Raw genomic sequence first — 23,807 nt, forward strand, 5'->3', positions numbered from 1 at the left:
ATCTTGCCGGATTTTTAATAAGGTTTTCTGAGGATATGATTCCTCTGGTGAAATATTACTATCGCTATTTGCTTATTTATTCATCACAATATTCTTGAACTGATACTAAGTTTTCCCTGACTTAGATCTGCATTCACTACAGACTTCTGTGGGAAAATTTTTAACAACTGCTGTCGCACGGCTATTTTCTGTGTTCTCAGTAAATACAATTAGCAGCTGATGGCCTGCTTGAACTACGGAAAACGGTATCAGTATTTTGCTATGCTGGAAATAACGGCTTTTTACTAGCTGTCGTAATGCTTGCGCTGCTGTTACTTCATCCAGATAACTGAGCTCCAGTAGTGCCAGTTGAATTGGTGTAACGGTATTATTTACAGGCATGATGTGTAGATTGATACCGTCTACTTTGATTATCAATTTCTCCATCCGGCGATCAAGATTACGACTGACAATAGTATGTACCTGTTCAGCAGGAATGCGCTCGACAGTTGCCTGTACAGAAAATTGTTGCTCAATGAATTCAATAAAAGCACGTTCATCCACATTCATACCTGATGCTATACAAATAGCACCAGTTAAACCAAGCCAAATGCATAAAAGATGCTTCAATACATTATTCAACAATCGCATTATTACGCCTTTCTAATGGTGGTAATCAGCCATGATATAAATGAAATACGCTTTACACACAGCCGATGCCAGTAGACATATAACTTAATTTATACACAGCTGTATCTTCATTCACCACTATTTCACTCTGTGACTAAAATATCCACTCTCCGATTCTTTGCTCTGCCTTCTGCTGTGTTGTTATCGTCTACTGGTGTACTATCACCCAGACCCACAATCTTCAGCCGTGACTCAGCCACACCGTTGTTTGTTAACAATGCAGCTACTTCTGCTGCTCTTTTTTCAGACAGAACCTGATTAGAAGGGAATTCAGCCGTATGAATGGGCTGGTTATCAGTATGTCCCGTCACTGTGACTGTACCGGAAACTTTGTTTATTTCACTAGCAACTTTATCCAGCACAGGTATTATTTGAGGATTAACGGTTTTTTTACCGGGCACAAACATAAAATCACCAAGGAATGTCACCTGACTTTGCTGTGCATTTTCGTTGACACTCACTAATCCACGTTCGATTTCATTTTTCAGCAAGGCTTTCAGGCGCAATACTCTGGTAGTAGCTGGTGGTGGCACAGCTTTACCAATAGCAGCAATTCGTTGTTGCAATCTTGTATCTGTATCAACAATCTGGAATTTAAACCATACAAAAACCGTCAATAGCAAACACATGAAAAATGCTGCACTTATCCACACTGGCACCACGCGCAGCCGACGAAATTTGCCTGAAGCCTCAGCTAACCAGTGTGGCGACAGGTCGCGGGCAACTGGATCGCGGCCACTGTTAATGATGGACAGTAATTGCTGACGAATCAGATCAAGTTGTTTACGACCATCAGGGCGCACGCTGTAACGCCCCTCGAAACCCAAACTAAGAATGCGGTAGATTACTTCCAGTACGTCACCATATTCCTGTGGATTCGGTGACAGACGGCCAATCAATAAAAATATTTTTTCGCCACCATAGCTTTCATTATGAAAAACAATCAGCAGACTTTTTCGTGCCCAGGCCCCCCCACCGCCCCAGGAGGTTTTGTTAGCAGCTTCATCCAGTGCCGTGCACAGGCAATAGCGTACCGCTAGCACATGCTCGCGCCGTAAATTGGCCTGATCACACAAAGTCTGATAGATGTGAACTTCGCGAATAAGCAGCTCGCGCAGACTTTCAATTCCATTATCGTATGAATCAAGTTGAGATGGCATATTTGCCAGTGTAAGTAGCAGTGGCTGTGCAGCTTCCAACAAAGGATTATCAGCTGCTTCAATGGCCGCCAAACGTAGCTTGCTGTCTGGTCCTGCATCAATATTGGCTGCTAATTTTGCTGTTTGCTGTTCACCGAACCATGATGCTTCGGCATGACGGTCAAACTCATATCCGTTTGGTTGTTGTGACAGTGGTTCCGAGGTTGGTGATTCTGGTGTACGTTGTCCCATAACATCTGAGTTATTAAGAGCAGTATTAAATTCACTCATTGATCACGCACTCCCCAAAGTTCAATCAGCAAGCCGGGAAATTCACCAGCAATGTGCATGGCCAATCCACCATAATGTGCGATGTGTTCCCATAAAGGTCCATCACGCAACAATTCGAAATAAACATAACCAGCATTGAATGGAATCTGCCGTGGTGGCACTGGCAGTGCTTGCAATATCATGCCTGGCAGGTGGGAGCGGATCAGTTCCGGCAAACGGTCAGAAGGACCAATTTTAGTTTGGGCAGAAAACTGGTGAATCAGAATATCTGGTGGTATTTGTGCCTTGACAGCCAAAACCAGTGCATTAAAGCCACGCAGTTCGGTTGGTTCAACTACGGCATTCTTGACACCATAAGCCGCATTTTCCAGACGAATATGCTGGGCACTGCGAATCAAAACGGCATTCAGTAAGTGCTGCACATCATCGACAACAGGTTTCAGACAGTAGTAAGGTGCCTCATGTCGGTAAGGTAGATGTTTTACTGGGCGCCGGGTATGTGGTCTGACAAAGGTAGACAGCTCACCTGCCATGCTGAGCAGCTGGCGATAAATAAATTCTGGCGAGGTTGCAACAACGTTGATCATATGATCCAGCAAGGGCTCATAACGATTAAGAATTTGTAATAGCAGGTAATCCGAAACTTCAGCAGCTTCCGCACCTTTGCCTTGATTGCCAGTTAACCGATCTGCCAGCGAATCGGCACGCATATGCGTCAGATCACGGATCTGCGATAGCCAAGTTTGCAATAAGGTACTGGCTGTATACTGAGTAACTGGTGGAATCACGGTCATGTCGATTACCGCGCCACCGTCTGCATTCAGCGTAGTAATTCGTGCTATCGGCAGTCCAATCCAAGCATCAGTTAGCGCTTTTTGTGGCATTAGCCGCAGACGCAAATGACTTAGTTGTACTGCTTTTGCTCCGAGTCCGATTGAATTTGCATCGCGAACATCGTTCTCAAATACTGCGTAACGAGCCAATGACTCGGGATTATCTTCAAAACTGGTTTCTTCGCTATTCGGCGTGCGAATCGGCAGAGCCAGATAAATAAGCTGTTCGAGGTGCTCCGGCTGAATAGTCAGCGGTGGCGGCAATGGCGTATGCTCAGGCGCATCAAAAGGAGTACCGTCAGCAAATACGCCAGTGACGCCTTTCAGTACTAGTTTTCCCAGCTTTAATGCTTCGTTATCGATATCGTAATGGCTAAATCCCCAGAAGAACGACGATAACGGCACACTGCGACAATGTGCAAAGTGCTCCAGATAACGTTCTTGTTGCTGGAAAATCTGCGGTAGCAGAAATTGCCCTTCACTCCAGACTACACGGTTGTACCAACTCATTTAGAGAAATTCCTCTGCTTTAATCCAGTTCAGTGACCACAATGGCCCTCTGTCCAATATTTATATCCAGCTTTGCTTTTTTCAGTGGCCACCATTCCCGATACCATGAGGCATATGGTGCTTCGGCAAGACGATAAGTTTCACGCCACTGTGAACGCGCTAGTCCACGGTAACCTGCCAGCACGCCAATAACAGCGGTTTCAGGATTGGTTTTACGACGAATAATCCTGACTTCTCCTGGTCGCAGGATAAATTCATCACTTACAAGCAGATCGTTACCAAGTACTGCTTTATCATTGTCCTGCAATGAGTAAAAATCTGCTGATGTAAAAGCGTTATCATTCTTTAATTCGTAAATGCGTACCTGTATGGGTGCAGCACGACCTTTTTCATCAGGATTGACATTGTCAGCTGCCTCAATATGCAAATCAAGACGGGTTTGTTCCTTGACATCCTGAACCGACCTGCAACCAACTATCCCCATTAAAAGAGCGCAGGTTACGAAAAGACTGGCAATTCGACATAATTCCCGATTACGCTGATATGTTCTGTTCAACTTTCATCACCATTCATGGTAATGCCAGATAGCTTTCTTCCGACAAAATAGTTAATATCATCAGAGAACTATGCATAGTTCTCTGATGATCCTTATTACCTTTGGTAAACACATGCCTCTTGTGCAATATCTGCGAGAGACATCACATGGCCTTATACTTCTTTATTGGCCTTAATGTCATACTGAGCAGTTACAGTGCCGCCACTGCCGCCCTGCTGATTTTGTACGACATATTCCTGTTTCACTTTTGAAAAAGACAGCCGTACCATTTCACGTGGATTCTGCTCATCACTGCTGCTACCAGCAGGCATAACACTGGATACTATCAAATCATTCAATGTGAGTTTTAAATATTCCAGAGGTGTTCCACCAGCCTTACGCATCACCAGCTTGGCTTCCGGTATATGCTTACCACTCAGACAATATTTCATCAGGTTAGGGCTGGCACGATCGATATAATGCTCGAACTGCAAATCATGAACCGTTGCACGACCAGTTCCTAAACCACTACCTGAATGCATGGAGGATTCCTGAGTAATACCCCAGTTCCAGTTCAACACCTGAATTTCATTTTTGTGTTCAGAATCTGGTGACTCTCCATCAATACCATCAATTTTTAAAAAAATGTCGTGTGCCATATTGGCTCCTTTTGTTTACTATTAAAAAAGTACTGCATCATCCGCATTAGCGTCATACACGACTATCGCGGAAATATTATTTATTTCTAAATTAGATTACTGACATTTGAGTTTTGCCAGTAATCCGCCCTGTGAATCTTTGGAATAAACTGTCCAGCAAACTTTCATCGTAGAATCAATGCGTCGTGTAAGCTGTACCTGATTATGGTTATAAGAGCAGCTCAGCCAAAAGCCTACGCCATCTACATCAAGCTTACTGTCAACCTCCCAAGCCGGATAATGCTTTTTTCCCTTTACTACAGTAGGTTCTGGTTTTAACTGAGCTAAATCAACAGGTTTTCCACTATAAACTCCTGCGCCATCTAGCCTTAATAGGGTATCTTTGTACTCAGAAACCTCCCAATTTTGGGGTACTATTTCCAATTCTGGCGTGTCAGCTTTTACCTTCACCAATTCAGGACAAACCAATTCATAAGCACTTGCAAACTGGCCTATGCCTAGCAAAATAGAAAGCAATAAATCTTTACTTAAAGTTATGATTTTTAATTTCATTTTCTTCAATGCAAAAGAATTATTTATCGTTTAGCAATATTACTGACATTCGAGTTTTGCACGTATTCCTCCTTGTGAATCCTTGGAATAAACTGTCCAGCAAACTTTCATGGCAGAATCAATGCGTCTGGTAAGTTGCACTTGATCACGGTTATAAGAACAACTAAACCAGTAACCAACACCATCCAGATCAAATTTACTGTCTATATCCCAAGCTGGGTAACGCTTTTTACCTTTAATGGTTATATATTTTGGTTTTAGCTGAGCCAAATCAACAGGCTTTCCACTAAATATCCCCGCACCATCTAGTCTTAGTAAGGAATCCTTGTATTCAGAAACTTCCCAATTTTGTGGTATTAGTTTTAATTCTGGTGTAGCAGCTTTTACCAAAACTGAGTCAGGGCAGATAAGTTCATAAGCAATAGCAGATTGCTTTATTCCTAGCCAAAATAAAACCAACATAATTTTACTGAATATCCTACCTTTCATTTCATTATTCCTTTTCAATAATGTAGAAAGCCTCAGCATTGTTACTAGCATCTGGATATGTTCCATCCCTCTGCATGCCACCTTTTTTTCTAAGTGGACGAGCTGAAACAGTTGGTTTCCTTTTATCATGAGCCCATTGATCCATTACATAAACATAATTGGCATCCTGTTTAAGATAAAATGCCGCATGCTTATCTTGACTCCCTGTCGGATATTTACCATTAACAAAAGTGGCAATTGCCGTGCCTTTTTGGATATTTGGATTGCCAAGCACTTTTGCTCCTGCTTTCCATGTTTTGGTCAAACCTACATTTACATAAGTTTGAACCAGTACAGCACATTGCCCAGTTCCCACTAATGCATGATTCTTCAAACTATCAACTGCACTATAAACAAAAGGCATATTTACTCCTTTGAGCCTTATCAGGGCAAAGCACTGTTTTGCCCTGACAGAGTTATAGAAATGTTATTCTGCTGTAGTCTGCTTCACAGATGGCAGCTTGGTAACCAAACGCAAGGAACCAGTTAACCCTTCCAACTGGAAATGTGGACGCAAGAAGAATTTGGCATCATAGTACCCTGGATTGCCTTCAACCTCCTCTACCACTACCTCAGCAGCAGCCAGTGGACGACGTGCTTTGGTTTCCTGTGAGGAATTCACTGGATCAGCATCAACATAATTCATGATCCACTCATTCAACCAACGCTGCATATCCTCGCGCTCTTTGAACGAGCCGATTTTGTCGCGCACGATGCACTTCAGGAAATGGGCAAAGCGTGAGCACGCAAACAGGTATGGCAATCGGGCAGACAGGTTGGCATTGGCGGTGGCATCTGGATCGTAGTATTCCTGCGGTTTTTGCAGTGATTGCGCGCCGATAAAGGCAGCGTAATCAGTATTCTTGCGATGAATCAGCGGAATAAAACCATTCTTTGACAGTTCTGCTTCTCGACGGTCTGAAATGGCGATTTCTGTCGGGCATTTCATGTCCACACCACCATCATCAGTCGGGAATGTATGACATGGGAGGTTATCAACAGCACCGCCGGATTCAACACCACGGATCATGGTGCACCAACCAAAAGATTTGAATGAACGATTAATGTTGACACCCATTGCGTATGCGGCATTGCTCCACACATATTTGCGGTGATCGGAACCGTCAGTATCTTCCTCAAAATCAAATTCATCTACCGGATTGGTCTTAATGCCATACGGTAAGCGAGCAAGGAATCGCGGCATGGCCAGACCAAGGTAACGGGAATCTTCGCTGGCACGCAAAGAATTCCATGGTGCATATTCCAGATTCTGGGTGACGATTTTGGTTAGGTCGCGCGGATTGGCCAATTCCTGCCATGAATCCATTTGTAGCACTGATGGCGATGCGCCCGCAATAAAGGGCATGTGCGAAGCAGCTGCTACTTTAGCAACGGAACCAAGCAAATCAACATCTGGTGGGGTATGGTCAAAATAGTAATCGGCAATCATACAGCCATAGGGTTCGCCACCAAGCTGACCGTATTCTTCTTCATAAATCTGCTTAAACAATGGGCTTTGATCCCATGCTATACCTTTGAAGCGCTTCATGCTGCGCCGTAAATCATTTTTAGACAGATTCATGAAACGGATTTTCAAATGCTCATCTACTTCGGTATTGGACACCAGATGAAATAAACCACGCCATGATGATTCCAGTTGCTGGAAAGACTCATGATGCAGAATCAGATTAATCTGTTCTGACAGTTTGTGATCAATCTCGGCGATGATGGCCTCAATACTCTTGTAAGCATCATCACTGATGGTCACTGAATGCGATAGTGCCTGCTCGGCTAATGTCTTGACTGCCTGTTCAACAGCTTTGGCAGCCTGATCAGTCTTGGGTTTGAATTCTTTGGTTAGCAAATTGCTGAATTCGGATTGTGCCACCGGGCGTTCTGCCAGTGCGACATCTGATTGTTGTTGGGACTGTGTAGCCATGAATACTCCTCAATCAATACGTACAAATACTTTGAACGCGGGTTATTATTCGGTATCAGTTGATGTAGATGCTGCGGTGTCATCTTCAACCGTAGGCTGAGGCTTGGGTGCTTTAGCCAGAGCCTGTAGCAAACTTGGATCCTGCAATAACCGGTTAACCAGATTCTCGGCACCGGATTTACCATCCATATAAGTTTGCAGGTTGGCCAGTTGTGTTCGTGCATCCAGCAATTGTTTAAGCGCATCAACTTTTTGTGCCACTCGTGCCGGTGAGAAATCTTCCATACTTTCAAATGTGATATCCACCATAAGCTGCCCTTCACCCGACAGGGTGTTTGGTACAGCGAATGCTACGCGTGGCTGGATGGCTTTCATCCGCTCATCAAAATTGTCAATATCAATGGTTAAGAATTTGCGCTCAGCAACTGGTGGCAGGTCTTCTGCCGGTTTACCGGACAAGTCTGCCAGTACAGCCATTACAAATGGCAGCTCAATTTTTTTCTCGGAACCATAGATTTCAACGTCGTACTCGATTTGCACCCTTGGCGCGCGATTGCGCTGAATAAATTTCTGGGCGCTGTTGTTAAATACCGCCATGTCTACTTCCTTTACTATTGTCAATCAATACCGGGCTGAACCGGCCATTAAGTCTGCTGCGTTGTTGATGTTTCGTCAGCTAATCGCATCTGAAAAACAATGGGATCTTCAGTACGGGTTGGGTCAAGACTGATATCGATGCATTCCAAAGCACTTTTTTCGGTTAATGCCTGCAACCAATAACGCGACAGCGCTGGCAAGATGTGCTGATCGATATAGCCAATCAGTAAACGAGCGCCAGTTTCATGCATCGGACAGTGCTGAACGATGTGATTTACCAGTGCTTCGTCGTAGTGCAATGCAATACCGTGCTGCTCCTGCATTCGTTGCACAATACGATCCAGATGCAGGCGTGCAATACTGCTCAGTGCTTCATCTGCCAATGGAATGTAGGGAATAACCGTCAACCTTCCAATAAAAGCAGCTGGAAAATGCTTGCGTAACTCTGGTGTCAGTACCTCTTTCAGAGTAGACCAGTCAGGAGCAAGAGCCGGATCATCATATAGTTGGGAAACCAGATCCGAACCCACATTACTGGTCATCAGGATAACGGTGTTCTTAAAGTCAATATTCAAACCTTCACCGTCTTCCATCATTCCTTTGTCAAAGACCTGATAGAAAATTTCATGGACATCGTGATGCGCTTTTTCAATCTCGTCCAGCAATACCACGCTGTAGGGTCGACGACGCACAGCCTCGGTCAGAACACCACCTTCGCCATAGCCAACATAACCAGGGGGCGCTCCTTTTAAGGTAGACACGGTGTGTGCTTCCTGAAATTCACTCATGTTGATCGTAATCAGATTCTGCTCGCCACCATACATGGCTTCAGCCAGTGCCAGCGCAGTTTCTGTTTTGCCAACACCTGAAGGTCCCACGAGTAAAAAAACACCAACAGGTTTATTAGGATCAGTTAATCCACAACGTGCTGTCTGGATGCGTTCTCCAATCTGGATCAGTGCCTTATCCTGACCAATCACCCGTTGCGCCAGATTATTTGACAGATTCAGAACTGCTCCCACCTCGTCTTTGACCATTCGGCCAACTGGAATACCAGTCCAGTCCGATACAATAGCCGCTACCACGCTATCGCTAACCTCTGGAAAAACCACAGGCACATCGCCTTGTAACATGCGCAAAGCTGACTCAAGTTCAGATAGGTGTGCCACAGCATCCATATCGTCGCTGTTTTGACAGCGCGCCCGAGCAGCAATCAATTTCTCAACTGCTTCAAGTTCCTGTTGCCAGCGTGCTTCTTCTGTTTCCAGTTCGGCAGATAATGCAGCGATGCGTATCTCAACGCTATTTAGATCCCCCGCATACACGCCAATACGTTGCTGTTTACTTAACAGCTCCAGTTCTGTCTGTGCTGCTTTTAACTGCTGTCGCAGATATTGCACACCGTTGGGTGGTGTATGCAGAGACAGACCAACCCGGGCACAGGCGGTATCCAACAGGCTAATGGCCTTGTCGGGTAGCTGGCGGGAAGGAATATAACGATGAGACAGTTTAACCGCAGCACGTACTGCTTCATCCAGTACGATTACACCATGATGAGTTTCAAACGTTGAAACCAGACCACGTACCATGTTAATGGCTGCTGCCTCTTCTGGCTCGGCAACCTGAAGTACCTGAAAACGACGAGTCAATGCTGGGTCTTTTTCAATGTGCCGTTTGTATTCGCTCCAGGTAGTAGCACCGATAGTACGCAATGTACCCCTAGCCAGAGCGGGCTTCAGCAAATTGGCTGCATCACCAGTACCAGAGGCACCACCAGCTCCCACCAAAGTGTGGACTTCATCAACAAACAGAATAACCGGTTGGGCTGAGTGTGTTGCTTCCTCCAGCACTGATTTTAGTCGTGACTCAAATTCACCCTTCATACTGGCACCAGCCAATAATGCACCGACATCTAAAGCCAGCAGGCGAACTTCAGCCAGACTAGGTGGCACTTCACCCTGTGCAATTGCCAGTGCAAATCCTTCTACGACAGCAGTTTTACCAACCCCTGCTTCGCCAGTCAGCAAAGGGTTGTTCTGCCGGCGGCGCAGCAAAATATCAGTCATGGTTCGTATTTCATGCTCACGACCGATCACTGGGTCGATCCGCCCCTGTTTTGCCTGTTCCGTCAGGTCAGTACAATACCGCGCCAGAGCAGATTTACTATCTTGCCCATTAACAACAAGCGACTGACTCGCTTCACCCGGCGTTGCCGGTGCATAGCCTGAATTATCATAGGGACCATCTTGCGACTCTGGCGACCCGGAAATCAGTTCCGGTAACAATTCAGCCAGGTTTTCCTGAGGAATTTTGGCAAACGCAGCAGAAATACCAGTCAGTACACGACGCAAATCCGGTGTCATAACCAAAGCTGCAAGTAGCCATGCTCCACGGATTTTGCAGTCATTGAATGTCAGTGTGGCATGAATCCAAGCACGTTCAATGACCTGATCAATATGGTGGGAAAAGTCACTAATTGAACTTGCTCCTGCTGGTAGTAGGAGCAAATTACGAGAGATATCCTGCTCAACCTGTGCGAGGTCAACGTCAAAATGCCGTATTACACGCATTACATCCCCATCATTTAATTGCAAAAGCTGATGCACCCAATGCACTAGCTCAACATAGGGATTTCCACGCAGTTTGCAGAAAGTTGTAGCTGACTCGATAGAGCGAAAAAGTGTTGTATTCAGTTTACCAAACAGTGTTTGGCGAGAAATATCCATACCAGTTTTCCAGCATTCTTTGGTTATTTATGAATCTAACAACTCAAAATAAATTTTGTTTACATTATAAACATTTTTAAAAAAATATTAAATTCTTTTAAAATTTATCATGCTTAAATTTAGGATGCAAGAATAATTCTTGATTAAAAACCTCAAAACAATGATAATTAATGTATATATGTCAATAGTGTGTGTGCTATATTTAACGTATTTACACATAAACAACGCGTAATTACAAACAATTAATATAAAAATTTTCTAAATCTATTTATTTTAATTGTTAATGTAATGAAAAGTGAACCCATAACCTCTGGCAAAAGCAGGGGTAAAAATGAAATTGCTCGGAAAGCGTTATGAACAGTACGCTGCTATTACGCCTCGACTACTGCCGAGGAATCAAGGTTGGCAAAATTTATGAATTGAATGACTTTGCATTTTTTTTGAAAACTGCAATTTATAACATCCATATAGAAACGCCTCCCACAGAAGGTTTGGCACTGTGCATTCAACCCTCAGCACAGGGTTGGCAACTACTCAACCAGTCCGCGGACGTACTTTGCAGAGTGAATGGTGTCACACTTGCATCAAATCACTGGTGTCATCTGCATGAAGGCGATATTCTTGAATGGGGATTATCGATCTGGCAAGTTAACCCCAGAGAACAGGCTGCTTCAGAATATCCATCAGAAACAGTCAAAAATTTCAAGGATTTTGAAGAGATAACCCCATTGGAACTGACCTGGTTTGATCCGAATATGCAATCAGTGCAGCAAGAAGAAAATCCCTTTGATCTGGTCATGCCCAGCCTACTATATGAAATGCTGGAAAGAACTGAGCCAAAAACAACAGCTTCATTAATGGAAGAGTCTCCAGCCGACGCAATTTTTCTGGAGTTATTACAGGAATATCGTCAGGCACTGGACACGCCACAACTATCTGGCAATGACCATGTCTGGCAGAAAAGACTACTGCAAAATGATATATCCAACTCTGCTTCCCCTGTCAGTCTTGCCGATCTTTCTGGCAATATTGATCCACTGATGACATTACAGGACATGGTCTCTGGACCATTACATATTGATGATATTTTTAATGGATTGGATAGCCTGAGAGAAGCAGAACTATTCCATACTGAAGAACCTCCAGAAATCTTGCATTTGTTTGCGCCGGGCTGGCAACAGCAAAACAGTCATACTCATATGCCGCCCACGCTAACCAGAAAAGAACATCATGCCGTTAGTGTAGACAGTCATTACCGCATGTCACAATCTCCCAATATTCACCAAAAGGATTCTGCTGATGATAATTCCCAATCGCAGTGATGAACACTCATTAACGCTTCAACAATGGATGGCCAATCGATCACTAACTGCTGTCATGCAGGAAACTGAGCAACAAATTAAACTTACTCCAACAGATCCTGCCCAACGCTGGTTATTGTTTCAATTGCTGTGCTTGCAGGGAGACTGGCAGCGAGCACTGAAACAATTACAGACATGTGCACAGATGCAATCCGGATTTGAACAACAGGCACATGCCTATAGGGGTTTGATTACCTGCGAGTTGTATCGACAGGAATGCTTTGCTGGCCGCAAGCGACCGGGATTTATCCAACAGCAACCTGCATGGGTTGATCAGTTACTTGACGCAATTGCTCAGAATTATTCTGGAAATGAAACACAGGCTGATGAAATCAGGGAAGCAGCATTGAGTTCAACCAAAGATGTTTCCGGTACTGTGGAACCGGGTGGTACATTTGCCTGGATTGCAGATAGTGATACATGGCTGGGTTCTACCGTTGAGCTGGTCATTGGTGGTATCTATACTTGGCTACCTTTCGAACAGATACGTTCCATTACTTCTGAACCACCCAAAACTATCCTTGATCTGCTCTGGAAACCGGCACAGTTAACTCTGAAAGATGGATCTGAACACCCCGTTTTCCTGCTAGCCCGCTGTTGTGGTTCGGAATCGGCCAGTGAACCATTAATGTTATGTCGGGAAACTATCTGGCAGGAGCATGGTAGAACATCCGTACGGGCATTAGGACAGAAAACCTGGCAAACGGATCGGGGCGATGTGGGAATACTGGAGATAACTTCATATACCTTTGAAACAGACAGAGAAGCTGCACATGGCTGAACAATTTCCTCCATTACGCCCAAGAGCACACCTGTTACCAACACTGTTTGACCGCCTGCGAGATGATGCACCAACCCGCAAAACTGAAGTGTCTGATAACTACACTGTCTCTGCTGACCGCTTGCGGGAAATTGTCCAGCGTGATCTGATGTACCTGCTCAACACCACTAATCTGGAAGGTGAAATCGACCTGCATCAATATCCACAGGTTGCTGCCTCTGTAGTCAACTACGGTGTTCCGCCAATAGCTGGTCAATACATGCATGAACACAAGTGGACTGATATTGAAAGAGCCATTCGCAGGGCAATCCTGCGTTTTGAACCAAGGCTGGAAGCTTCTTCATTAGGTGTCGCACCGTTAATGAAGGACGAAACAAAGCTAAACTACAACGTCCTGTTGTTTGAAATACGTGGCCGAATCCTAACTGAACCGTATCCGACATCTTTCGTTGTGCAAAGTGCTTTTGATCTCGAAACCAATAGGATAAGTATCATCTAGCAGATAATTATGGATCCATTATTACTCGAATATTACAACAAAGAACTCACCTTTATGCGGGAAATGGCGGCAGAATTTTCTCACCAGCATCCCAAAATTGCCAAACGTCTGGGTATGCAGGGTATTGAAATAGCTGATCCTTATGTAGAAAGGATGATTGAGGCTTTCTGTTTTCTCACTGCGCGCACACAATTAAAAATTGATGCCGAGTTTCCCCGCTTTACGCAACGTTTGTTGGAAGTTATCTACCCGAATTACATTACACCAACGCCATCGATGGCTGTTGCACAGCTGCATCCTAGCCACACAGAAGGTGATTTCATGCAAGGATTCAAGGTACCCAGACATTCCTCTTTCCGTGCCGGTATCCCTGTTGGAGAAAATACAGTCTGCGAATTCCGCAACAGTCAGGAAGTAACTTTATGGCCAGTACAGATTGTTGAGGCCAGACTGACGGGTGCACCACCCGACATGCCATTGTTGAACCGCTATCTACCGGCACACACTAAAGTTGCAGGCGCATTACGCCTGACCTTGCGTACATTCGGAGAAGTAAACTTCAACCAGATTGAGGGTTTGGATCGTCTACCCATTTATCTGTGCGGTGAAGACAGAATTGCTTCACACCTATTTGAATTGCTGCATACCAGTGCCGTAGCAACAGTAGCTGGCCAGCCAGGAAATTTCACTGGGTCACTGGACATCAATGTACGTGATGCTGTCGTCCATGAAGGTTTAGAACCAGGACAGGGTTTACTTCCACTTACATGGGATGTTTTCCATGGTCACAACCTGCTGCATGAGTATTTCAGTTGTCCAGAACGCTTTTATTTTTTCACGCCAACAGGTTTGTCCACGGGTTTGCGTAAAATTAATAGTAACGAAGCTGAAATTGTTATCCTGCTGGATCGCATCCCCGATAGCTGGCTTATTAATCAGACCAGCATAGAACAATTCGCTCTGTTCTGCACACCATTGATTAATCTGTTCCGCAAACGTACAGACCGAATAGAACTGGACACAGCCTGTACAGAACTGCATCTGGTACCAGATCGGTCACGGCCACTTGATTATGAAATCTATACTATAGAAGCAGTACATGGGCTAAGAGCAAAGACCACAGAAGAACTAACTTTCCGGCCACTTTACCATACCCTTAACAACGATGAGGGCAATTATGGCCGTTATTTTTCCCTGCGTCGGGAACAGCGTAAACTATCCAACAATGCACGTAAATACGGCACACGTACCAACTACATTGGTACAGAAATTTTCCTGTCACTGGTTGACCAAAATGAAGCGCCGTATCCAGAATACCTGCGTTACCTGTCGGCCACAGCGTGGCTGACCAACCGCGATCTGGCAACACTGGTTCCCCGTAATGGTGTTGATGATCTGTCCATTGATGATTCCGTACCGGTTGAGAGCATCGGCCTAATCCGCCCACCGCGTCCGCCACAGGCACCATTTGCCGAACGCGAACTTGCCTGGCGTCTGATCCGGCAATTATCGTTCAACTACCTGCCACTATCTGATATGGCACATCGACCTGGAGGTCAGGCATTACGAGACCTGCTACGACTATTCGTACCAACACATGACAGCCCGCAGTTGCGCCAGATACAAAGCCTGATCGGAGCCCGAACAGAACCAGTTACCCGACGTCTGCCGGGAGCAGGTCCTCTGGTTTACGGGCGTGGCGTCAAATGTGAACTGACTGTTGATGAAGACGGATTCTCAGGCACTAGCCCTTATCTGTTCGGTCTCGTTCTGGAACACTATTTGTCACGGCACGTCGCCATCAATACTTTCACACAAACTACATTACACAGCATACAGCGTGGTCAGATTGAACTCTGGCCGGTACGAATGGGTGGAAGGGGCGCAATCTGATGAAGCAGATCGTCGAACCGCCGAACACACCTCAAAACACTTGGCATAATACTCTGAATCAGGCCAGTGAAACTCCTTGGCGTTATGGCTATCTGAGTCTGATGCGTCGTTTTGGTGCACAATACCAGCTTCAACTACCAATCGGTCATGCTCTACGACCACAGCAGGAACCATTCCGGCTAGGACAAACACCATCCTTGATCTTTGCACCACGCGAAATCGCCAATGCGTCACTAACACCAGAAGGAAAATTTCGGATCCAGTTGTTCGGGCTCGGTTTATGGGGAGCTAATGGGCCTTTGCCGATACATTATACTGAAATTGCCCTAAGCCGGCGTGACAGTAACCGTGACACCACACTAGTCGATTTTGCAGATCTGTTCCACCATCGTTATCTGACACAGTTTTATAGTGCCTGGCAAAGCGCACAGTCTGCTGGCGGTGGACTGGATAGGCGTGAAGCAGAAAGTTTTTCGTTTTTTGTGGCCAGTTTATGTGGGCAGAGTCTGGAAGAGATTGCCGACAGCACATTATCATCTCATCCCAGACTGGCAGCCGGCGCACATCTGGTACGCGAAGCTCGTAATCCAGACGGCATCACATCAACGCTGTCACATTATTTTGGCGTACCATTTAACCTACAGGAATACGTATTGCACTGGATTCCTGTTGCCCCTGAAGAACGCACCCAACTGGGTATTCCAGGACCAGCATCCGTTATGGGAGAAGGAGCACTGATAGGACAGATGGTACCGGATCGTCAGCACAAATTCCGCCTCATCATTGGCCCACTAAATCTGGATAACTATCTGCATTTTTTACCTAATGGACATGATTTACCCAAATTAATCGAATGGGTCAGAGCATTTGTCGGTTACGAATACGAGTGGGAAGTTCAACTACAGCTTAATCCTCGCTCGGCACCACCTGCACAGATTGGTTCCGATCAGCGTCTTGGCTGGACAACCTGGCTAGGCCAGTCGATGAATGATCTTCCAGTTACCGGCATGACCTATGAACCAGAACAATATGCCAGTATCAGACAGCTGTGAGAAAATAATGAGCAACAAAAAATCCAAACAGAAATACCAGTACACTGATCTGCTCGCACCAGTTACTGATGAACAACCCTGTGGCAGCAACCTTGAATACGATCCAGAGTTTCTGCTACTACTTTCCAAATCCACAGAGCAGCCAGAAACACAATATGGCGATTTCGTAAACAAGCCAGAAGGCATCAACTGGAACGAAGTCGAGCGTGATGCATTGCGATTGCTAGTACGTACCAAGGATATTCGGGTTTACATCTTACTTCTCCGCAGTAAAATCCAGTTAAGTGGTGCCGCAGGGCTCTTAGAAGGATTAGGCCTGTTGGAACAGGCATGCAGCACTTACCCACAGGATATTTACCCACAGATTGAAATTGATGAAAATGGAGATGAAGAAGATGCTGCACTGGTTCGTAGTAATGCTCTGGCTGCGTTGACAGACCCTCAAGGCGTGATGGCAGATATTCGTAGTATTATTTTGTCCAGCAACGCCGCGCTGCGATTACAAATTCGGGATGTTGAACGCTCTTTGTCGATACCACGTCCAGCTGATGCACTGGCTCCTGATTCTGTCCGGCGGCAATTGGTTGACTTACGTCTTCGTAATACTCCAGCCCTGACAGCACTAGATGAAACCATTCCTATTCTTGAGAAACTGCAAATCTGGATCAATGAAACACTGAAGAATGCAGCACCAGATTTAAGCCCACTGAAAAAATTATTGAGCTACCTGCAGGATAATGACAATCGCTCTGCTCCAAAACGGGAGTGTATTGAAGAAAATAATACTCAATCAGATACTCCGACCATAACTGATGAGTCGCCTGCTGTACAAGCAGCAGAACTAGCCACTTCATTTCAGGACGAAGTCATAACAGACGAAATACAGGAATTTCTGCCATTAACTATTACCAATCGCTTTGATGCATTGCAACACATTGAAGATATTCGCAACTGGTTTGAAACCCACGAACCAAGCAGCCCAACCATCCCGTTGCTACGTCAGGCTGAACGCATGGTAGGCAAACGTTTTTCGGAAGTGGTCAATGCAATTCCATTGGAATTACTACAGAAGTGGGATGATTCCGAATCTTAAAACCAAATATTTTATACATTATTTATTGATATACAGCAGTAGTTCAAAATATTGCATTTAGAGAATTAATAATATATGACTACCAGTTCATTATATGAGTGCTTTAGTAACATATTAAAAGAACCGATAATGTGAGTTTCAAGACTGGAAATATCTAAACATTTTTCTGGTATTCTTACATTCTCAGATCAAGCTATTTAAAGAGTAGTGAGTCTTTGCAATCTCTACCTTTTTATTAATTAGTCAATAAATAAAAACAGGACTGAATCTTTTATGCGGATTCAGTCCTGTTGTTTGTCTGGGATTAAATTATCCTAACGTTATTACTAATTAACCTTTAACCCCATTGAGTTATTAACAGATTGTAACTATCCCTTAAAATAGTACAGCTCTGAAGTAGAAAATTCTCTTTATTAACCCACAGAGGATTTAATCATGAAAAAAATGACTGAACATCAAATCGTATCTATTTTAAAAGAAGCTGAAGCCGGTATTCCTGTTAAAGAACTTTGCCGTAAATATGGTATGGCTAATTCACTCTATATAGAGTAAGCACAAATACAAACAGCAGCACTAAGGCTGCTGTTATGTTTTGCTAGCAGGCATCTATATTCATTGCCTTCTAGCCTTTAGCCAAAGCAAGAAACCCGGCTGATCTCTCAACCGGGTTCTTCTTATGGGGAGTCTGGCGGTGTCCTACTTTCACATGGGCATCCATACTATCATCGGCGCTAGGTCGTTTCACGGTCCTGTTCGGGATGGGAAGGCGTGGGACCAACCTGCTATGGCCGCCAGACATTAAACTGTCAAATCAGAAAGCCTTAATCTTGGTGATGTGTATTCATCAGTAAGCTTTTATCATTTCTTCTGTACATGCTCTCATGTATGAAGTCCTTCAAATGATAGAGTCAAGCCTCACGAGCAATTAGTATCGGTTAGCTGCAAGTGTTACCACTCTTCCACACCCGACCTATCAACGTCCTGGTCTCGAACGTCTCTTTAGAGGGATTAAATCCCTAGGGAAGTCTCATCTTCAGGCGAGTTTCACGCTTAGATGCTTTCAGCGTTTATCTCTTCCGAACTTAGCTACCCGGCGATGCGACTGGCGTCACAACCGGTACACCAGAGGTTCGTCCACTCCGGTCCTCTCGTACTAGGAGCAGCCCCCGTCAAACTTCCAACGCCCACTGCAGATAGGGACCAAACTGTCTCACGACGTTTTAAACCCAGCTCACGTACCACTTTAAATGGCGAACAGCCATACCCTTGGGACCGACTACAGCCCCAGGATGTGATGAGCCGACATCGAGGTGCCAAACTCCGCCGTCGATATGAACTCTTGGGCGGAATCAGCCTGTTATCCCCGGAGTACCTTTTATCCGTTGAGCGATGGCCCTTCCATTCAGAACCACCGGATCACTATGTCCTGCTTTCGCACCTGCTCGACTTGTCGGTCTCGCAGTTAAGCTACCTTGTGCCATTGTACTATCAGTCCGATTTCCGACCGGACCTAGGTAACCTTCGAACTCCTCCGTTACTCTTTGGGAGGAGACCGCCCCAGTCAAACTGCCTACCATGCACGGTCCCCGATCCAGATGATGGATCCGGGTTAGAACCTCAAAGTCACCAGGGTGGTATTTCAAGGACGGCTCCACAGATACTAGCGTTTCTGCTTCTTAGCCTCCCACCTATCCTACACAAGTGACTTCAAAGTCCAATGCAAAGCTACAGTAAAGGTTCACGGGGTCTTTCCGTCTAGCAGCGGGGAGATTGCATCTTCACAACCATTTCAACTTCGCTGAGTCTCAGGAGGAGACAGTGTGGCCATCGTTACGCCATTCGTGCGGGTCGGAACTTACCCGACAAGGAATTTCGCTACCTTAGGACCGTTATAGTTACGGCCGCCGTTTACTGGGGCTTCGATCCGATGCTTGCACATCTTCAATTAACCTTCCAGCACCGGGCAGGCGTCACACCCTATACGTCCACTTTCGTGTTTGCAGAGTGCTGTGTTTTTATTAAACAGTCGCAGCCACCTATTCTCTGCGACCTCTAACGGCTTACGGAGTTAATCCTTAACCATCAGAGGCATACCTTCTCCCGAAGTTACGGTATCAATTTGCCGAGTTCCTTCTCCTGAGTTCTCTCAAGCGCCTTAGAATTCTCATCCTACCCACCTGTGTCGGTTTGCGGTACGGTTTCATTCAAACTGTAGCTTAGTGGCTTTTCCTGGAAGCGTGGTATCAGTCACTTCGTGTCCGTAGACACTCGTCATCACTTCTCGGTGTTAAGCACCCGGATTTGCCTAAGTGCTCCACCTACCGGCTTAAACGATCTATTCCAACAGATCGATGACCTAACCTTCTCCGTCCCCACATCGCATTTGAATCAAGTACAGGAATATTAACCTGTTTCCCATCGACTACGCATCTCTGCCTTGCCTTAGGGGCCGACTCACCCTACGCCGATGAACGTTGCGTAGGAAACCTTGGGTTTTCGGCGACAGGGCTTTTCACCCTGTTTATCGCTACTCATGTCAACATTCGCACTTCTGATACCTCCAGCATGCTTCTCAACACACCTTCTTCGGCCTACAGAACGCTCCCCTACCATGTCAGTTATCTGACATCCGCAGCTTCGGTTACAGATTTGAGCCCCGTTACATCTTCCGCGCAGGACGACTCGACCAGTGAGCTATTACGCTTTCTTTAAATGATGGCTGCTTCTAAGCCAACATCCTGGCTGTCTCGGCCTTCCCACTTCGTTTACCACTTAATCTGTCATTTGGGACCTTAGCTGGCGGTCTGGGTTGTTTCCCTCTTGACACCGGACGTTAGCACCCGATGTCTGTCTCCCGAGGAACCACTTGATGGTATTCTTAGTTTGCCATGGGTTGGTAAGTCGCAATGACCCCCTAGCCATAACAGTGCTTTACCCCCATCAGTGTCTTACTCGAGGCACTACCTAAATAGTTTTCGGGGAGAACCAGCTATCTCCGAGTTTGTTTAGCCTTTCACCCCTATCCACAGCTCATCCCCGCATTTTGCAACATGCGTGGGTTCGGTCCTCCAGTACCTGTTACGGCACCTTCAACCTGGCCATGGATAGATCACTCGGTTTCGGGTCTACACCCAGCAACTAATCGCCCTATTAAGACTCGGTTTCCCTACGCCTCCCCTAATCGGTTAAGCTCGCTACTGAATGTAAGTCGTTGACCCATTATACAAAAGGTACGCAGTCACGGATTACTCCGCTCCCACTGTTTGTATGCATCAGGTTTCAGGTTCTATTTCACTCCCCTCCCGGGGTTCTTTTCGCCTTTCCCTCACGGTACTGGTTCACTATCGGTCGATGATGAGTATTTAGCCTTGGAGGATGGTCCCCCCATCTTCAGACAGGATTTCGCGTGTCCCGCCCTACTTTGCGTATACTTAGTACCACCTCTGAAATTTCGAATACGGGGCTTTCACCCTCTTTGGCCAAGCTTCCCAGCTTGTTCTTCTATCTCAGTGGCTATCATATACAGGCTCTTACGCGTTCGCTCGCCACTACTTGCGCAATCTCGGTTGATTTCTTTTCCTCTGGGTACTTAGATGGTTCAGTTCTCCAGGTTCGCTTCTCTGCACCTATGGATTCAGTGCAGGATACCATGCTTATACATGGTGGGTTTCCCCATTCGGACATCGCGGGATCACAGCTCTATTGCCAGCTCCCCCACGCTTTTCGCAGGCTTACACGTCCTTCTTCGCCTATCATCGCCAAGGCATCCACCTGATGCACTTATTCACTTGACTCTATCATTTCAAGAACCTCTTGACTTCGCCATCTCCACCGTTGACTAGTGAATATGACTAAGGCCTTTACTCTCATAAAGCTTACTGCTTTGGTTGTCTGAACAACGCCTTTTGTTTTCGTTGTTCAGCGATACAATCATCACCCAATTCTTTCAGCACTTTCTTCTTCATCTGTTTCCAGATTCCGATTCCTGTGCCTCAATCTTTGTTTGTTGATTTCGGCTTTCCAATTTGTTAAAGATCGATGCGTTACTTCGCAAATTAAAGCTAGCTTCTGCTTCGTCTGTACTCAGACTAAACTACCTTTAATTTCCAAAGTATCCTGATTTAACTTCCCTCTTCCTACAGAGTCGTGGTGGAGGCAAACGGGATCGAACCGATGACCCCCTGCTTGCAAAGCAGGTGCTCTACCAACTGAGCTATGCCCCCGCGTCCTTAAATATGTGGTGGGTCTGGGAGGACTTGAACCTCCGACCCCACGCTTATCAAGCGTGTGCTCTAACCAGCTGAGCTACAAACCCAGTTTATTCAGTCTCTTCTCGCATCTTTTCAGTTTACCGATAAGTGTGAATGCGAATCAGCCTCTTCTTTTCTCTAGAAAGGAGGTGATCCAGCCGCAGGTTCCCCTACGGCTACCTTGTTACGACTTCACCCCAGTCATGAAGCATACCGTGTTAAGCGACCTCCTTACGGTTAGTCTACCCAATTCTGGTATCCCCCACTCCCATGGTGTGACGGGCGGTGTGTACAAGACCCGGGAACGTATTCACCGCAGTATGCTGACCTGCGATTACTAGCGATTCCGACTTCATGCACTCGAGTTGCAGAGTGCAATCCGGACTACGATCGGCTTTCTGAGATTGGCTTCACCTCGCGGCTTCGCTACCCTCTGTACCGACCATTGTATGACGTGTGAAGCCCTGGTCATAAGGGCCATGAGGACTTGACGTCATCCCCACCTTCCTCCGGTTTGTCACCGGCAGTCTCATTAGAGTGCCCAACTTAATGATGGCAACTAATGACAAGGGTTGCGCTCGTTGCGGGACTTAACCCAACATCTCACGACACGAGCTGACGACAGCCATGCAGCACCTGTGTTACGGTTCCCGAAGGCACTCTCCTATCTCTAAGAGATTCCGTACATGTCAAGACCAGGTAAGGTTCTTCGCGTTGCATCGAATTAATCCACATCATCCACCGCTTGTGCGGGTCCCCGTCAATTCCTTTGAGTTTTAATCTTGCGACCGTACTCCCCAGGCGGACAATTTCACGCGTTAGCTTCGCTACTAAGGCATCTAGTACCCCAACAGCTAATTGTCATCGTTTAGGGCGTGGACTACCAGGGTATCTAATCCTGTTTGCTACCCACGCTTTCGAGCATGAACGTCAGTGTTATCCCAGGAGGCTGCCTTCGCCATCGGTATTCCTCCACATCTCTACGCATTTCACTGCTACACGTGGAATTCTACCTCCCTCTGACACACTCTAGTCACACAGTTTCAAATGCACGTCCCAAGTTGAGCTCGGGGATTTCACATCTGACTTATTTAACCGTCTGCGCTCGCTTTACGCCCAGTAATTCCGATTAACGCTCGCACCCTACGTATTACCGCGGCTGCTGGCACGTAGTTAGCCGGTGCTTATTCTTTAGGTACCGTCAGCACTAGATGGTATTAGCACCCAGCTTTTCTTCCCTAACAAAAGTCCTTTACAACCCGAAGGCCTTCTTCAGACACGCGGCATGGCTGGATCAGGGTTCCCCCCATTGTCCAAAATTCCCCACTGCTGCCTCCCGTAGGAGTTTGGGCCGTGTCTCAGTCCCAATGTGGCGGATCATCCTCTCAGACCCGCTATGGATCGTCGCCTTGGTAGGCCTTTACCCCACCAACTAGCTAATCCAACATCGGCCGCTCAAATAACGCGAGGTCATAAGATCCCCCGCTTTCCCCCTCAGGGCGTATGCGGTATTAGCCATCCTTTCGGACAGTTATCCCCCATTACTCGGTACGTTCCGATGCATTACTCACCCGTTCGCCACTCGCCACCAGAGAGCAAGCTCTCCGTGCTGCCGTTCGACTTGCATGTGTAAAGCATGCCGCCAGCGTTCAATCTGAGCCAGGATCAAACTCTTATGTTTAATCTTAGCTTGTTGCAATCTCGAAGTTCCCTCCGAAATCACTGGTCTGCTTCAAAGTTATTGACAAGTATATGTCTATATATCTCGTCTCTCTGAATCAGTGTGAGGCTCATCCGCACTCACACTTATCGGTAATCTGTTCTGTTAAAGAGCGTTGCTTTCGACTGCGTTCTACTTTAAACTGTTTAGTTCGTTTCGTGTCGCGTCATCAGCGAAGAA

Annotated in this window: 17 protein-coding genes, 2 tRNA genes, 3 rRNA genes and 1 pseudogene; 7 read left to right on the top strand and 16 right to left on the bottom strand. The window is 46.0% G+C overall.

The genetic code is table 11. The annotated features are described in order from the left end of the window. Positions 1–105: 105 nt before the first annotated feature. The 11 genes from BGI33_RS05105 to tssH all read right to left on the bottom strand — a co-directional run bounded on the left by BGI33_RS05105 (position 106) and on the right by tssH (position 10,978). On the bottom strand, positions 106–630 hold the full coding sequence (locus BGI33_RS05105; RefSeq protein WP_100090230.1) for a hypothetical protein: 525 nt from the start codon (positions 628–630) through the stop codon (positions 106–108). 122 nt (positions 631–752) lie between these two features. Next, positions 753–2,099, bottom strand: coding sequence for a type VI secretion system protein TssL, long form (gene tssL / locus BGI33_RS05110; RefSeq protein WP_218965137.1), 1,347 nt, complete (start codon positions 2,097–2,099; stop codon positions 753–755). After that, positions 2,096–3,442, bottom strand: coding sequence for a type VI secretion system baseplate subunit TssK (gene tssK / locus BGI33_RS05115; RefSeq protein ID WP_100090231.1), 1,347 nt, complete (start codon positions 3,440–3,442; stop codon positions 2,096–2,098). The genes tssL and tssK overlap by 4 nt, the downstream gene beginning before the upstream one ends. Positions 3,443–3,461: 19 nt before the next feature. Further along, positions 3,462–3,998, bottom strand: a complete 537-nt coding sequence (gene tssJ / locus BGI33_RS05120; RefSeq protein ID WP_143557135.1) for a type VI secretion system lipoprotein TssJ — start codon at positions 3,996–3,998, stop codon at positions 3,462–3,464. 152 nt (positions 3,999–4,150) lie between these two features. Then, positions 4,151–4,636, bottom strand: coding sequence for an Hcp family type VI secretion system effector (locus BGI33_RS05125; RefSeq protein ID WP_100090233.1), 486 nt, complete (start codon positions 4,634–4,636; stop codon positions 4,151–4,153). Between the two features lie 96 nt (positions 4,637–4,732). Then, positions 4,733–5,188: an STY0301 family protein gene (locus BGI33_RS05130; protein ID WP_100090234.1), complete on the bottom strand. Its 456-nt coding sequence runs from the start codon at positions 5,186–5,188 to the stop codon at positions 4,733–4,735. A gap of 39 nt (positions 5,189–5,227) precedes the next feature. Further along, positions 5,228–5,677 carry an STY0301 family protein gene (locus tag BGI33_RS05135; RefSeq protein WP_100090235.1) on the bottom strand — a complete coding sequence of 150 codons (450 nt, stop codon included), beginning with the start codon at positions 5,675–5,677 and terminating at the stop codon, positions 5,228–5,230. A 4-nt stretch (positions 5,678–5,681) separates the two neighbouring features. Continuing rightward, complete coding sequence (locus tag BGI33_RS05140; protein ID WP_100090236.1) at positions 5,682–6,080, bottom strand: BPSL0067 family protein; 399 nt, start codon at positions 6,078–6,080, stop codon at positions 5,682–5,684. 63 nt (positions 6,081–6,143) lie between these two features. Then, on the bottom strand, positions 6,144–7,655 hold the full coding sequence (gene tssC / locus BGI33_RS05145) for a type VI secretion system contractile sheath large subunit (protein WP_100090237.1): 1,512 nt from the start codon (positions 7,653–7,655) through the stop codon (positions 6,144–6,146). Between the two features lie 45 nt (positions 7,656–7,700). Further along, on the bottom strand, positions 7,701–8,252 hold the full coding sequence (gene tssB, locus BGI33_RS05150; RefSeq protein WP_100090238.1) for a type VI secretion system contractile sheath small subunit: 552 nt from the start codon (positions 8,250–8,252) through the stop codon (positions 7,701–7,703). 47 nt (positions 8,253–8,299) lie between these two features. Further along, positions 8,300–10,978 (bottom strand): type VI secretion system ATPase TssH, encoded by a 2,679-nt coding sequence (gene tssH / locus BGI33_RS05155; protein ID WP_100090239.1) that lies wholly within the window; start codon positions 10,976–10,978, stop codon positions 8,300–8,302. A 353-nt stretch (positions 10,979–11,331) separates the two neighbouring features. Here tssH and tagK point away from each other — a divergent pair, with 353 nt between their 5' ends. The 7 genes and pseudogenes from tagK to BGI33_RS14165 all read left to right on the top strand — a co-directional run. After that, entirely contained in the window at positions 11,332–12,300 is a 969-nt protein-coding gene (tagK, locus tag BGI33_RS05160) for a type VI secretion system-associated protein TagK (protein WP_100090240.1), read from the top strand. Beyond that, positions 12,278–13,120, top strand: a complete 843-nt coding sequence (locus BGI33_RS05165) for a type VI secretion system accessory protein TagJ (protein WP_218965138.1) — start codon at positions 12,278–12,280, stop codon at positions 13,118–13,120. Before tagK ends, BGI33_RS05165 begins: the two co-directional genes overlap by 23 nt. Further along, positions 13,113–13,619, top strand: a complete 507-nt coding sequence (gene tssE / locus BGI33_RS05170) for a type VI secretion system baseplate subunit TssE (RefSeq protein WP_100090241.1) — start codon at positions 13,113–13,115, stop codon at positions 13,617–13,619. The genes BGI33_RS05165 and tssE overlap by 8 nt, the downstream gene beginning before the upstream one ends. Before the next feature lie 9 nt (positions 13,620–13,628). Beyond that, positions 13,629–15,512 (top strand): type VI secretion system baseplate subunit TssF, encoded by a 1,884-nt coding sequence (gene tssF, locus BGI33_RS05175; RefSeq protein WP_100090242.1) that lies wholly within the window; start codon positions 13,629–13,631, stop codon positions 15,510–15,512. Continuing rightward, complete coding sequence (tssG, locus tag BGI33_RS05180) at positions 15,512–16,564, top strand: type VI secretion system baseplate subunit TssG (RefSeq protein WP_100090243.1); 1,053 nt, start codon at positions 15,512–15,514, stop codon at positions 16,562–16,564. Before tssF ends, tssG begins: the two co-directional genes overlap by 1 nt. Before the next feature lie 7 nt (positions 16,565–16,571). Further along, positions 16,572–17,657, top strand: a complete 1,086-nt coding sequence (locus tag BGI33_RS05185) for a type VI secretion system protein TssA (protein WP_100090249.1) — start codon at positions 16,572–16,574, stop codon at positions 17,655–17,657. 435 nt (positions 17,658–18,092) lie between these two features. After that, positions 18,093–18,194, top strand: a pseudogene (locus tag BGI33_RS14165) (transposase); the annotation flags it as partial. 146 nt (positions 18,195–18,340) lie between these two features. On the opposite strand, the gene rrf reads toward BGI33_RS14165, so the two are convergent. From rrf to BGI33_RS05210, 5 genes are all read right to left on the bottom strand, one after another. Next, positions 18,341–18,453 (bottom strand): 5S ribosomal RNA (gene rrf / locus BGI33_RS05190). Between the two features lie 108 nt (positions 18,454–18,561). Then, positions 18,562–21,451, bottom strand: a 23S ribosomal RNA gene (locus tag BGI33_RS05195). A 353-nt stretch (positions 21,452–21,804) separates the two neighbouring features. Next, positions 21,805–21,880 (bottom strand) — tRNA-Ala (locus tag BGI33_RS05200). Positions 21,881–21,895: 15 nt separating this feature from the next. Then, a tRNA-Ile gene (locus tag BGI33_RS05205) sits at positions 21,896–21,972 on the bottom strand. A gap of 77 nt (positions 21,973–22,049) precedes the next feature. Beyond that, positions 22,050–23,588, bottom strand: a 16S ribosomal RNA gene (locus tag BGI33_RS05210). The 16S, 23S and 5S rRNA genes sit together here with 2 tRNA genes alongside, the layout of an rRNA operon. Positions 23,589–23,807 lie beyond the last annotated feature (219 nt).

Origin of the sequence: Snodgrassella alvi (assembly GCF_002777425.1) — a bacterium.
Taxonomy (GTDB): Bacteria; Pseudomonadota; Gammaproteobacteria; order Burkholderiales; family Neisseriaceae; genus Snodgrassella; species Snodgrassella alvi_B.